This is a genomic window from Enterobacter sp. 198 (genome assembly GCF_009025585.1).
Taxonomy (GTDB): domain Bacteria; phylum Pseudomonadota; class Gammaproteobacteria; order Enterobacterales; family Enterobacteriaceae; genus Enterobacter; species Enterobacter ludwigii.
The window spans coordinates 779,863-792,847 of record NZ_WCIM01000030.1 but is presented as its reverse complement, the minus strand read 5'-3'; the positions used below and the strand labels follow the sequence as shown (position 1 = coordinate 792,847).

Annotated in this window: 13 protein-coding genes; 6 read left to right on the top strand and 7 right to left on the bottom strand. The window is 54.2% G+C overall.

The annotated features are described in order from the left end of the window. Positions 1-7 precede the first annotated feature (7 nt). Positions 8-1,306, bottom strand: coding sequence for a D-amino acid dehydrogenase (locus tag F8561_RS22070; RefSeq protein ID WP_020883441.1), 1,299 nt, complete (start codon positions 1,304-1,306; stop codon positions 8-10). Between the two features lie 321 nt (positions 1,307-1,627). On the opposite strand from F8561_RS22070, the gene F8561_RS22065 reads away from it, so the two are divergent. Beyond that, complete coding sequence (locus F8561_RS22065) at positions 1,628-3,160, top strand: SpoVR family protein (protein WP_020883440.1); 1,533 nt, start codon at positions 1,628-1,630, stop codon at positions 3,158-3,160. Positions 3,161-3,227: 67 nt separating this feature from the next. On the opposite strand, the gene fadR is transcribed toward F8561_RS22065, so the two are convergent. Further along, entirely contained in the window at positions 3,228-3,947 is a 720-nt protein-coding gene (gene fadR, locus F8561_RS22060) for a fatty acid metabolism transcriptional regulator FadR (RefSeq protein ID WP_025203875.1), read from the bottom strand. 201 nt (positions 3,948-4,148) lie between these two features. Between fadR and nhaB the strand changes: the two genes are divergently transcribed. After that, complete coding sequence (nhaB, locus tag F8561_RS22055; RefSeq protein WP_020883438.1) at positions 4,149-5,687, top strand: Na(+)/H(+) antiporter NhaB; 1,539 nt, start codon at positions 4,149-4,151, stop codon at positions 5,685-5,687. A gap of 143 nt (positions 5,688-5,830) precedes the next feature. Next, positions 5,831-6,361 (top strand): disulfide bond formation protein DsbB, encoded by a 531-nt coding sequence (gene dsbB / locus F8561_RS22050; RefSeq protein WP_020883437.1) that lies wholly within the window; start codon positions 5,831-5,833, stop codon positions 6,359-6,361. Positions 6,362-6,388: 27 nt separating this feature from the next. On the opposite strand, the gene F8561_RS22045 is transcribed toward dsbB, so the two are convergent. The 3 genes from F8561_RS22045 to F8561_RS22035 form a co-directional block, all read right to left on the bottom strand. Further along, positions 6,389-6,832 carry a YcgN family cysteine cluster protein gene (locus tag F8561_RS22045; RefSeq protein ID WP_020883436.1) on the bottom strand — a complete coding sequence of 148 codons (444 nt, stop codon included), beginning with the start codon at positions 6,830-6,832 and terminating at the stop codon, positions 6,389-6,391. 93 nt (positions 6,833-6,925) lie between these two features. Continuing rightward, positions 6,926-7,585: a fumarylacetoacetate hydrolase family protein gene (locus tag F8561_RS22040; protein ID WP_020883435.1), complete on the bottom strand. Its 660-nt coding sequence runs from the start codon at positions 7,583-7,585 to the stop codon at positions 6,926-6,928. 47 nt (positions 7,586-7,632) lie between these two features. Next, a complete protein-coding gene (locus tag F8561_RS22035) occupies positions 7,633-7,908 on the bottom strand; it encodes a YcgL domain-containing protein (protein ID WP_020883434.1) in 276 nt (91 codons plus the stop codon). 124 nt (positions 7,909-8,032) lie between these two features. On the opposite strand from F8561_RS22035, the gene minC reads away from it, so the two are divergent. Genes minC through minE form a run of 3 tightly spaced genes read left to right on the top strand, consistent with a single transcriptional unit; the run spans position 8,033 to position 9,849 of the window. After that, the gene (gene minC, locus F8561_RS22030) at positions 8,033-8,740 is read left to right on the top strand and encodes a septum site-determining protein MinC (protein WP_020883433.1); all 708 of its coding nucleotides are present in this window, start codon (positions 8,033-8,035) and stop codon (positions 8,738-8,740) included. Positions 8,741-8,763: 23 nt separating this feature from the next. Beyond that, on the top strand, positions 8,764-9,576 hold the full coding sequence (minD, locus tag F8561_RS22025) for a septum site-determining protein MinD (RefSeq protein WP_014170584.1): 813 nt from the start codon (positions 8,764-8,766) through the stop codon (positions 9,574-9,576). Between the two features lie 3 nt (positions 9,577-9,579). Then, entirely contained in the window at positions 9,580-9,849 is a 270-nt protein-coding gene (gene minE / locus F8561_RS22020) for a cell division topological specificity factor MinE (protein WP_008500504.1), read from the top strand. Between the two features lie 78 nt (positions 9,850-9,927). Here the strand turns inward: minE and rnd are convergent, their stop codons facing one another. Then, positions 9,928-11,043: a ribonuclease D gene (gene rnd / locus F8561_RS22015; protein ID WP_123266851.1), complete on the bottom strand. Its 1,116-nt coding sequence runs from the start codon at positions 11,041-11,043 to the stop codon at positions 9,928-9,930. An 83-nt stretch (positions 11,044-11,126) separates the two neighbouring features. Next, positions 11,127-12,812 (bottom strand): long-chain-fatty-acid--CoA ligase FadD, encoded by a 1,686-nt coding sequence (fadD, locus tag F8561_RS22010; protein ID WP_025203871.1) that lies wholly within the window; start codon positions 12,810-12,812, stop codon positions 11,127-11,129. Positions 12,813-12,985 lie beyond the last annotated feature (173 nt).

Sequence of the window (12,985 nt, the reverse complement as noted above, 5' to 3'; positions counted from 1 at the left end):
CAACTCCTTAGTTATGCGCGCCGTGCAGGTGCTGTGGACGCGAGGGGGTGAACCCAGATTGATAGCGCGCGGCACTTAAATCGTCAAACGGAATTGCCGGGGTGCGACCGGAAATCAAGTCGCTCAACAGCTGACCTGAGCCACAGGCCATTGTCCAGCCGAGGGTGCCGTGTCCGGTATTCGTCCACAGGTTTTTGAACGGAGTGCGGCCCACAATCGGCGTGCCGTCTGGCGTCATTGGACGCAGACCGGTCCAGAACGTGGCCTGCTCGACAAAACCGCCGCGTGGGAAGAGATCGCCCACGACCATCTCCAGCGTTTCACGACGCGGCTGCAGCAGCTCGGTGTTGAAGCCGACAATCTCCGCCATGCCGCCTACGCGGATACGGTTGTCAAAACGGGTAATGGCGATTTTATAGGTTTCATCCAGAATGGTGGAGACGGGTGCACCGCTGTCCTCTTTCACCGGGATGGTCAGGGAGTACCCCTTCAGCGGATAGACCGGAATGTCCAGAATGCCCTTCAGCATGGCGGTAGAGTAAGAGCCAAAGGCCATGACGTAGGCATCCGCTTTGATCACCTCTTCGCCGCACTTCACGCCGTAAATATTACCGCCTTCCGACAGCAATTTATCGACGGGCGTGTTAAAGCGGAATGTTACCCCTGCCTGCTCGCACATCTGCGCCAGACGCTGGGTAAAGAGCTGACAGTCGCCGGTTTCATCGTTGGGTAAACGCAGGCCGCCCGTCAGTTTGTGGGACACCTCCGCCAGCGCCGGTTCAACCTGTCCCAGCTGACTGGCCTCGAGGAGTTGATACGGAACACCGGCATCTTCCAGCACGGCGATATCGCGGGTGGCGTTTTCGTACTGTTGCGCCGTGCGGAACAGCTGCAGCGTACCGCCCTGACGGCCTTCGTACTCAATGCCGGTGGTGGCGCGCAAGGTTTTCAGGCAGTCACGGCTGTATTCCGCCAGACGCACCATACGCCCTTTGTTTTCCATGTAATGGCGGGTGTCGCAATTGCGCAGCATCTGCCACATCCACTTAAGCTGGAACTGCGTGCCGTCGAGGCTAATGGCCAGCGGCGCATGGCGCTGGAACATCCATTTAATCGCCTTCAGTGGCACGCCGGGAGCCGCCCACGGTGCCGCATAGCCCGGAGAGATTTGCCCGGCATTCGCCGCGCTGGTTTCCAGCGCAGGGCCTGGCTCACGATCGATAACGGTTACGTCATGCCCCGCCTGACTTAAATACCAGGCGCTGGTTACGCCAACCACACCACTTCCCAGTATGACAACACGCATAGCCACTCCATAATGTGCAAAAGAACAATCTTCTAATTACAGATTGATAACCTAGTTGAAAATATTATTCAACATACGACTTTTTTATGGTGACTTATCTCACATCTCCCCCTACTGGCGGGGAAAGGACTTATTTGGGATCTCCTGCTGCGCGTTATTTTTAACCAGCATAAAACTCTGCATGAACCGCTTTTTTTACCGTATTGAAAACGGGAAATCGTAAAGAAAAAATTTCTGCTCCAGCACGCTTTTTAACACGTTGATCTATGCTTGAAAGGAGGCTCTCCAGACAGAGAGAGCACCCACAACGAGGGCGCGCTAATGGCTACTATTGATTCCCTGAACAAGGACAACACACGTCTCAGCGATGGACCCGACTGGACCTTTGAGTTGCTGGATGTCTACCTCGCTGAAATCGACCGGGTAGCAAAACTCTATCGCCTGGATACCTATCCTCACCAGATTGAAGTCATAACCTCCGAACAGATGATGGATGCCTATTCCAGCGTCGGGATGCCGATCAATTATCCGCACTGGTCGTTTGGTAAAAAATTTATTGAAACGGAACGGCTGTATAAACACGGCCAGCAGGGGCTGGCGTATGAAATCGTCATCAACTCCAACCCGTGTATCGCTTACCTGATGGAAGAGAACACCATTACCATGCAGGCGCTGGTGATGGCGCATGCCTGCTACGGGCACAACTCTTTCTTCAAGAATAACTATCTTTTCCGCAGCTGGACGGACGCCAGTTCGATCGTCGATTACCTGATCTTCGCCCGTAAATACATTACCGACTGCGAAGAGCGCTACGGCGTCGATGAAGTGGAGAAACTGCTCGACTCCTGCCATGCGCTGATGAACTACGGCGTAGACCGCTACAAACGGCCGCAGAAAATTTCCCTGCAGGAGGAGAAAGCCCGGCAGAAAAGCCGCGAGGAGTATCTGCAAAGCCAGGTGAATATGCTGTGGCGCACCCTGCCTAAGCGTGAAGAAGAGAAAGCTGTCGCTGAGGCGCGCCGCTACCCGTCTGAGCCACAGGAAAACCTGCTCTACTTTATGGAGAAGAACGCGCCGCTGCTGGAGTCATGGCAGCGTGAGATCCTGCGCATTGTGCGTAAGGTCAGCCAGTACTTCTATCCGCAAAAACAGACGCAGGTGATGAACGAAGGCTGGGCGACATTCTGGCATTACACCATCCTCAACCATCTGTATGACGAGGGGAAAGTTACCGAGCGGTTTATGATGGAATTCCTCCACAGCCATACCAACGTGGTGTTCCAGCCGCCTTACAACAGCCCGTGGTACAGCGGCATCAACCCGTATGCCCTCGGCTTTGCGATGTTCCAGGACATCAAACGTATCTGTCAGTCGCCAACAGAAGAGGACAAATACTGGTTCCCGGATATTGCCGGTTCGGACTGGCTGGAAACGCTGCATTTTGCGATGCGCGATTTCAAGGATGAGAGCTTTATTAGCCAGTTTATGTCGCCGAAGATCATGCGCGATTTCCGCTTCTTCACCGTGCTGGATGATGACCGTAACAACTTCCTGGAAATTTCAGCGATTCATAACGAAGAGGGATACCGGGAGATCCGCTCTCGCCTCTCTTCCCAGTACAACCTGAGCAATCTTGAACCCAATATTCAGGTATGGAACGTGGATCTCCGCGGTGACCGCTCTCTGACGCTGCGCTACATCCCGCACAACCGTGCCCCGCTGGATAAAGGGCGCAAAGAGGTGCTGAAGCATGTGCATCGCCTGTGGGGCTTTGACGTGCTGCTGGAGCAGCAGAATGAAGACGGTAGCGTGGAGCTGCTGGAGCGCTGCCCGACGCGGATGAATACGCTGTAGTGCCGGCCTGAACCGAAACGCCCGCATCAGGGCGAAAAAAAACCTCTCAGCTGAGAGGTTTTTTCTTTTAGCGGGTCTGGATGGCCAGGTCACCCGGCAGCGTTTTTTGCATCCGGTGCCAGATTTCACCGGAGTCGCGGCCGTAGCGGCGCACGGTTTCATACACCTGATCGTGCTGACCGGTAGAACAGAGCTCGCTCAGCTTGTGGTAAAAGCCCAGCGCCAGACTGCGGGCTTCCGGATTGGCAAAGTAGTGACGACCGATACGGGTATAGAGCCCTTTCATGCCGTTAAGGATGAGGCCGTAAATCGGGTTACCGGAGGCAAACGCCAGGCCGCGGAAGATGTTGTAATCAAGGGTAGCAAACGCATCCGCATGATCTTCCACCTGGTTGGCACTGGCCAGAACCTGGAGCGCATCTTCCGGGTGCTGACGGAAAGCCGTACGAATAAAGATGGTGGCGATATTGGTACGCACGGAGAGCAGATTATCAATCAGCTGCGGCACGCTTTCATGATCGAGGCGCGCCAGCGTTTCAAGAATATTCAGCCCGGAGGTTTCCCAGAAATTGTTTACTTTTGTTGGCTTGCCATGCTGAATCGTCAACCACCCATCACGCGCCAGTCGCTGGAGCACTTCCCGAAGCGTGGTGCGAGTGACGCCAATCAGTTCAGAGAGTTCGCGTTCAGCCGGAAGAATGGACCCTGCAGGGAAACGATTATTCCAGATGCTTTCAATGATGTACTCTTCCGCGAAACCCGCCGGGCTCTGCGCCTTAATGACCATAGTGAGATTTCCATTACACAGCTTTAGCAAATTGCACTCATCATACCAGAGGCTCGCAGAGGCAGATAGCGCAGCAGTGAGAGAAAAGAGGGATCGCCGTTTCATTTTTATGAAATTTACATTGCAGCCGAATCCCCCTCCAGGCTGTGATTTTTGCGTATACTGATGTTTTGTTTTACTTAACGGGGAAGAACGTCTGTCGTGGAAATTTCTTTTGGGCGCGCGTTGTGGCGCAATTTTTTAGGCCAGTCTCCCGACTGGTACAAGCTGATACTTCTGGTGTTCCTGGTTGTTAATCCTCTCATCTTTATTGTGCACCCGTTTATTGCCGGGTGGCTGCTGGTCGCGGAGTTTATCTTCACCCTGGCCATGGCGCTGAAGTGCTATCCCCTGCTGCCTGGCGGTTTGCTGGCCATTGAAGCGGTTGTCATTGGCATGACCAGCGCCGAGCATGTAAAAGCAGAACTGGCCTCAAACCTTGAAGTGCTTCTGCTGCTGATGTTCATGGTGGCCGGCATCTACTTTATGAAACAGCTGCTGCTGTTTATTTTTACCCGCCTGCTGCTGAGCATTCCTTCAAAAACGCTTTTGTCGCTGGCTTTCTGCGTGGCTGCGGCATTTCTTTCAGCCTTCCTGGATGCGCTGACGGTGGTCGCCGTGGTGATAAGCGTCGCGGTCGGGTTTTATGGTATTTATCACCGGGTGGCCTCTTCACGTCCCGGCGATGACCTGCTTGATGACAGCCAGGTCGATAATGACCACCGCGAGGTGCTGGAACAGTTCCGCGCCTTCCTGCGCAGCCTGATGATGCATGCCGGCGTCGGGACCGCCCTGGGCGGCGTGATGACGATGGTGGGTGAACCGCAAAACCTGATTATTGCTAAAGCTGCGGGCTGGCATTTCGGTGATTTCTTCCTGCGAATGGCACCGGTGAGCATACCGGTTCTGGTGTGCGGTCTGGCGACCTGTGTGGTGGTGGAGAAATTCAGCCTCTTTGGCTATGGCGCGCATATTCCGGCACCCGTGCGTCAGGAGCTGCAGAAATTCGACCAGCAAAGCCGTAGCCAGCGGACGCGTCAGGAGACGCTGCGTCTTATTGCACAGGGCGTCATTGGCGTCTGGCTTATCGCCGCGCTGGCGTTTCATCTTGCCGAAGTCGGTTTAATTGGCCTGTCGGTGATTATTCTCGCCACCAGTTTTACCGGCGTGACGGATGAGCATGCGATTGGCAAAGCCTTTACGGAAGCCCTGCCCTTTACCGCCCTGCTGGCCGTCTTTTTTGCGGTCGTCGCGGTGATCATCGACCAGAAGCTTTTCGCGCCGATCATTACCTTTGTCTTGCAGGCGGCACCGGATGCTCAGCTTTCGCTGTTTTATCTGTTTAACGGGCTGCTGTCGTCTATCTCGGATAACGTGTTTGTTGGCACGGTCTACATCAACGAGGCCAAAACGGCCATGGAGCAAGGCGTCATCAGCGCCGGACAGTTCGAACTGCTGGCGGTGGCAATTAACACCGGGACCAACCTGCCGTCGGTGGCGACGCCCAACGGTCAGGCGGCGTTCCTGTTCCTGCTGACCTCTGCGCTGGCTCCACTCATACGTCTTTCTTATGGGCGAATGGTCTGGATGGCGCTTCCCTATACGCTGGTGCTCACGCTTGTAGGATTGCTTTGCGTCAAAATTACCCTTATTCCCTGTACGCAATGGTTGATACAAGCGGGTATACTTGCCGCGCAGTAAACCTGATATATCGGGCAGCTTGCTGCCCGTTTACCTTTTCGCACGATAAACATCCAATTACGTTTTATTTCGTCAGGTACAGGTGGCGCGAAAAACGAATTCGTTTACACTGCGCTTTCTAAGCATGTTCCAGGGAAATGATTATGTTGAGATTTTTAAACCAGTGCTCTCGCGGTCGCGGAGCGTGGTTGTTAATGGCCCTGACCGCCTTTGCGCTGGAAATGGTCGCGCTGTGGTTCCAGCATGTGATGGGACTTCAGCCTTGCGTACTCTGTATTTACGAACGCTGTGCATTGTTCGGCATTATGGGTGCGGGTCTGGTGGGCGCGATTGCCCCTAAATCGCCGTTACGCTATGCCGCAATTGCCATCTGGCTGTACAGCGCCTGGAAAGGTATTGAGCTCTCCTGGCAGCACACCATGATGCAGCTGCATCCGTCACCTTTTATGACCTGTGATTTCGCCGCCCGCTTCCCGAGCTGGCTGCCGCTTGATAAGTGGCTGCCGCAGGTGTTTGTTGCTTCCGGTGACTGCTCTGTGCGCCAGTGGGAATTCCTGAGCCTTGAGATGCCGCAGTGGCTGGTGGGGATTTTTGTGGCCTACTTCATTGTGGCGCTGCTGGTGCTCATCGCACAACCGTTCAAACCCAAGAAACGCGACCTGTTTGGCAGGTAAAAAAAACCCGCCTCGGCGGGTTTTTTCTTATCCACGGTTGGGATGATTCATGATGTGATCTTCCCAGTCCTGTACCTCTGACTCTTTCACCGCAATATGACGCACAGAGATGCGTTCACCGTGCATCGCCGCTTTGGAGCCCGTCAGCAGCGGGTGCCATTTTGGCAGGTCTTTGCCTTCCGCCAGCAGACGATAGGCGCAGGTATGCGGCAGCCATTCGAAGGTGGGCAGGTTCTCACGGGTTAGCTTGATGCAATCCGGCTCGTACTCGAAGCGACGCTCATAGTTGCGACACTGGCAGGTTTTGATGTTCAGCTGCTTGCAGGCAACGTTGGTGAAATAGATTTCGTCCGAATCTTCATCCATCAGTTTATGCAGGCAGCACTGCCCGCAACCGTCACACAACGATTCCCACTCCACGTCTGTCATTTGGTCGAGAGTTTTGCTTTGCCAGAAAGGAATGTTGTTCATCAGGATGTCCACACGTCAAAAGAGAGCGCACCTTATAACGAGTCTGGCACGTTGTTGCAAGTTTTGCCGCCCTCTTCAGGCGGCAAGATGCTTTTACAGCACGCGAGTTTTCAGTGACAGGCCGTTAAAACTGACGTCCAGTTCGTCACCGGCCTGCAACGGGCCGACACCTTCTGGCGTACCGGTGAGGATCACATCGCCCGGTTTCAGGGTAAAGAAACGGCTCATGTAGGCAATCAGCGGCACAATTTTATGGATCATATCTGCCGTGGTGCCCTGCTGGCGGATCTCGCCGTTAACCTTCAGGCTAAGCGGGGTGTTCTGCGGATCGTCGGTAAATTCACTTACCGGAATAAAACCGGAGATCGGGCAAGCGTTATCAAACCCTTTGGCCTTTTCCCACGGCTGCCCCGCTTTCTTCATTTTGCCCTGAACATCACGCAGGGTCAGGTCGAGCGCGACACCGTATCCGGCAATCGCCTTTTGCACATGCTCTTCGGAGGCCTGACGCAGCGTCGCGCCAATCAGCACGGCCAGTTCCACTTCATGATGCACCGACCCCAACCCCTGCGGCAGCGCCAGCGGCTGGCGAATGTCGCACAGCGCGGTTTCTGGTTTGATGAACAGAACCGGCTCGTCTGGCGTCGCGCTGCCCATCTCCTGAATATGTTTGGCATAGTTACTGCCTACGCAGACCACTTTGCTGACGGGATAATCCAGTAATGCACCTTGCCAGTTATGATGTTGATACATGTACGACCCCTAAACGGTTGATGTGTTAACCCCGAAAACAGCCGGGACTATTTTTTCCCGTTCACCTCAAGATGCTGTTTTAATAAATTCTCGGGTGGTGGCGGGAGCTGTAAATAATAGCCTTGCTCCGCTAATGCGGTTTTCACTTTTTCCAGATCGGCGTTGACCAGTTTCTTACGGCCATCCAGCGGCAGCAGCATCGCCAGCTGAGGTCGGCCAAAGTTCTTCATTAATTCTTCAGGTACGCGCGAAAAATCGTCTTTCTTTTCGACATAAAGATAGGTCTGGTCACGACTTGTACTTCTGTAGATCACACAAAACATGTTTTTACTCTGAATTAATGGGTGGTTGCTTGCCTCAATATACTCCTGACTATAACATGCCTGATACTCTTCGGAATATCGCAACGGCGGTGTTGCGGTTAATAGCAAATTGAGTAAGGCCAGGATGTCAAACACGCCAATCGAGCTTAAAGGCAGTAGCTTCACCTTATCAGTGGTACATTTGCATGATGCAAAACCCGAGGTTATTCGTCAGGCGTTAGAAGACAAAATTGCGCAGGCTCCCGCTTTTCTGAAACATGCCCCCGTCGTCGTGAATGTCAGTGGTCTGGATGCACCGGTTAACTGGAAACTTCTCCAGCAAGCCGTGGCCGCGACCGGGCTGCGTATCGTCGGTATCAGCGGCTGCAAAGATGCTGAGCTAAAAGCAGAAATTGACCGTGCGGGTCTGCCCATTCTGACCGAAGGCAAAGAAAAAGCCGCGCGTCCTGCCCCTGCGGCAGTCCAAACGCCTCCTCCTCCGGTGCAAAACGTTACACCTGTCACAAAAACGCGATTGATTGATGTGCCGGTTCGTTCCGGTCAGCGCATTTATGCACCAAACTGTGATCTGATTGTTACAAGCCACGTCAGCGCTGGCGCAGAGCTGATTGCAGATGGCAATATTCACGTATACGGTATGATGCGTGGGCGTGCGCTCGCGGGTGCAAGTGGTGACAGGGATGCGCAAATATTTTGTACTCATCTGACGGCGGAACTGGTGTCCATCGCAGGTGAATATTGGCTGAGCGACAAGATCCCAGCCGAATTTTATGGCAAAGCGGCTCGTCTGCGACTGGCAGACGACGCGTTGACCGTTCAACCGTTGAATTGATCCCTTTTTAACAAGGAATTTCTATGGCACGCATTATTGTTGTTACTTCGGGTAAAGGAGGCGTTGGCAAGACCACCTCCAGCGCGGCCATCGCTACTGGTTTGGCCCAGAAGGGAAAGAAAACCGTCGTTATCGATTTCGATATCGGTCTGCGTAACCTCGACCTGATCATGGGATGTGAACGTCGCGTGGTCTATGACTTCGTGAACGTCATTCAGGGCGACGCCACACTGAACCAGGCGCTGATTAAAGACAAGCGCACCGAAAACCTCTACATCCTTCCGGCTTCTCAGACGCGTGATAAAGACGCCCTGACCCGCGAAGGCGTGGAAAAGGTGCTCGATGAGCTGAAAAAAATGGAGTTTGACTTCGTTGTCTGTGACTCCCCTGCCGGCATCGAAACGGGCGCCCTGATGGCACTCTACTTCGCTGATGAAGCCATCATCACCACTAACCCTGAAGTCTCATCCGTGCGTGACTCGGACCGTATTCTGGGGATCCTCGCCTCCAAATCGCGTCGTGCGGAAAATGGCGAAGAACCCATTAAAGAGCACCTGCTGCTGACCCGCTATAACCCGGGTCGCGTGAACAAAGGTGACATGCTTAGCATGGAAGACGTGCTGGAGATCCTGCGCATCAAACTGGTCGGTGTGATCCCGGAAGATCAATCCGTATTGCGCGCCTCTAACCAGGGCGAGCCAGTGATCCTGGATACAATGGCAGATGCAGGTAAAGCGTACGCGGATACCGTTGACCGTCTGCTGGGAGAAGAACGTCCTTTCCGCTTCATTGAAGAAGAGAAGAAAGGTTTCCTCAAACGCCTGTTCGGAGGATAAGTTATGGCATTACTGGACTTTTTTCTCTCGCGGAAAAAGAACACCGCCAACATCGCAAAAGAACGACTGCAAATCATCGTTGCGGAGCGTCGTCGTAGTGACGCCGAGCCACACTACCTGCCGCAGCTGCGTAAGGACATCCTGGAAGTGATCTGTAAGTATGTGCAGATTGACCCGGAGATGGTCACGGTGCAGCTGGAGCAAAAAGACGGGGATATTTCGATTCTGGAGCTGAACGTTACGCTCCCGGAAGCCGAAGAGTCACGTCCGTAGTTCGGGATTGTGTATCCCCGGTAAGCGTATGCCGCCGGGGAAATGTGCCGGGCATGTCAGCATGACCCGGCATTTTCATTATCGCGGATAACCTTCCAGCACCGTATTCAGGCGATCGGCCATCAATTCCCCGCGCCAGCCCGCCATCATTTCCGGCAAACCATTCTGAGGTTTCAGCTTCCAGTGCCAGTTCAGCAGCTGGTTAATCTGACGGCGTGACGCCAGCAGTTCCGCGCCCAGTTTGCTTTGCGTCGCGACGTCCTGCACCAGCGCTTTGATATCCTTGAACGCCTTGCGATAGCCCGGCATATCCATCAGATTCAGCAGTGGCTCCGGCAGTGCTTCGTCCGGCATTTCCTGCGCTTTTGCCACCAGCGCAAGCAGGGTTTTACCGTGGAAACGGATCTCGCTGCCGGAAAGCCCGATGCTGTCCAGTTCGCCCATGCTGCCCGGCATATACCGCGCGACCGCCCAGAGGTGTTCTTCGCGTACCACAAAGTTAACGGCCAGATCGCGCTCGCGTGCTTTACGCAAACGCCAGTCCGCTAACAGCTGCAGACACGCCAGCTGACGCGTACGCAGCTGCCAGGCGTTACTGATATCGCGCCAGGCCTCTTTCGGATCAACCACTTCCTGACGACGCTGCTGCGTCATTCGGCACTCATCCAGCGCGGCGGGCAACCAGCCTGACGCTTCCGCTTCTTTCATCAGCTGGCCAGCAATCGGCAGGAGGTAAAACACGTCTGCCGCCGCGTATTCCAGTTGACGCTCGGTTAATGGGCGTGCCAGCCAGTCGGTGCGGGATTCGCTTTTATCCAGCGTCAGGCCCGTATACTCCTCAACCATGGCGGCAAAGCCCCATGAGAGCGGTCGATTACTGAAGGCCGCGAGGATCTGTGTATCTATCAACGGTTGTGGCATGACGCCAAAAGTATTCAGAAAGACTTCCAGATCTTCACTGCCTGCGTGCAGGTATTTCGTTACCGCAGTATCGAGCAGCAGGTCACGCATCGGCGTCCAGTCGGTAATGCCGAGCGGGTCGATCAGCGACACGTGTTTACCGTCGTACATCTGAATCAACCCCAGCTGCGGATAGTAGGTCCGGGTGCGGACAAACTCGGTATCCAGGGCAATGGCAGGAAAGTCGCGCGTCACTTCGCACAGCGAAGCCAGCTCGTCGTTGGTCGTGATCATCTGGTAATTCAAAACGGATTCTCTTTTGTTTGCGCCCATAAAAAACGCCGGCTTAACCGGCGTCTGGGCGATTAGCGTGAAGCTCAGGCCTTATTGTCTACTTTGCCACGGGCTTCGTCACGTAATTCTCGTCGTAATATCTTTCCGACATTCGATTTCGGCAGTTCCTCGCGAAACTCAACCAGCTTCGGCACCTTGTAGCCGGTCAGCTGACGACGACAGAAGGTGATCAGCGCCTCCTCCGTAAGAGAAGGATCTTTTTTGACCACAAAAATCTTCACCGCCTCACCGCTGCTCCCGGAAGGGACGCCTACGGCAGCCACTTCGAGCACGCCGCTGTGCTGCATCACCACATCTTCGATTTCATTCGGGTAGACGTTGAAACCGGAAACCAGAATCATGTCTTTCTTACGATCGACGATACGCAGGAAGCCCTCTTCATCCATCACGGCGATATCACCTGTGTGCAGCCAACCGTCTTTGATAATTTCATCGGTCGCGTCAGGACGTTGCCAGTAGCCCAGCATCACCTGCGGCCCTTTGACACAGAGTTCGCCCGGTTCACCTGGCGCCACGTCGTTATCGTCATCATCAACCAGTTTGGCTTCGGTCGACGGAACCGGCAGGCCAATGCTTCCGCTGTGATAGTCGATATCGTGCGGGTTCACACTGACCAGCGGGGCGCACTCCGTCAGGCCATAGCCTTCCAGTAAATACTGACCCGTCAGTTTCATCCAGCGTTCGGCAACGGCCTGTTGAACCGGCATACCGCCACCCGCAGAGAGGTGCAGTGTGGAGAAATCGAGCTTCTGGAACTCTTTGTTGTTGAGCAGCGCGTTAAACAGCGTATTCACCCCGGTCATGGCGGTGAACGGATATTTCGCCAGCTCTTTCACCAGCCCCGGAATATCGCGCGGGTTCGTGATCAATACGTTTTGACCGCCCAGCTCAATAAACAGCAGACAGTTCATGGTCAGCGCGAAGATGTGATAAAGCGGAAGCGCGGTGATCACCAGCTCTTTTCCGTGGTGCAGCAACGGTCCGTAGGTGGCATTCACCTGCTCAAGGTTTGCCAGCATGTTACGGTGGGTCAGCATGGCGCCTTTAGCCACACCCGTTGTGCCGCCGGTGTACTGCAGAAACGCGAGGTCTTCTGATACCACTTCCGGTTTAACGTATTGCATGCGGTAGCCCGCCTGCAGCGCACTGCGGAAGGAGATCGCGTCCGGCAGGTGGTATTTCGGCACCAGACGTTTGATGTATTTGACGACAAAGTTAACCAGTGTCCCTTTGGCGGTAGAGAGTTGATCCCCCATACGCGTCAGGATGACGTGTTTGACCTGGGTTTTGTCGACCACTTTTTCCAGCGTGTGGGCAAAGTTAGAGACAATCACAATGGCGGCGGCACCGCTGTCGTTGAGCTGATGCTCCAGCTCCCGCGGCGTATACAGCGGGTTAACGTTGACAACAATCATCCCGGCACGCAGGACACCGAACAGCGCCACCGGGTATTGCAGCAGGTTCGGCATCATCAGCGCGACGCGATCCCCTTTTTGCAGCCCCAGCCCTTCCTGCAGATAGGCGGCGAACGCCCGACTACGCTCCTCAAGTTTACGGAACGTCATGACCTCGCCCATATTCACAAAAGCAGGCTGGTCTGCGTAACGCCTCACCGAGTGTTCAAACAATTCAACCAGGGATTGATAACGGTCAGGATTGATCTCGGCAGGAACATCTGCGGGATAACGGTTAAGCCAAACCTTCTTCAATGCATCACCTCTGAAATGAGTGTTCGTCGTCATCACAACCCCGATAATAAACAGTTTGTTAACATTATATTAACTCAGCGTACCAGTTTATTAATTGTTCAGATTTAAGGTTGCGAAGCGCGTCACTCTTTTTTTTCGTTTTATTCGTAAAAAACAGAGACAGCGGCTGAGCC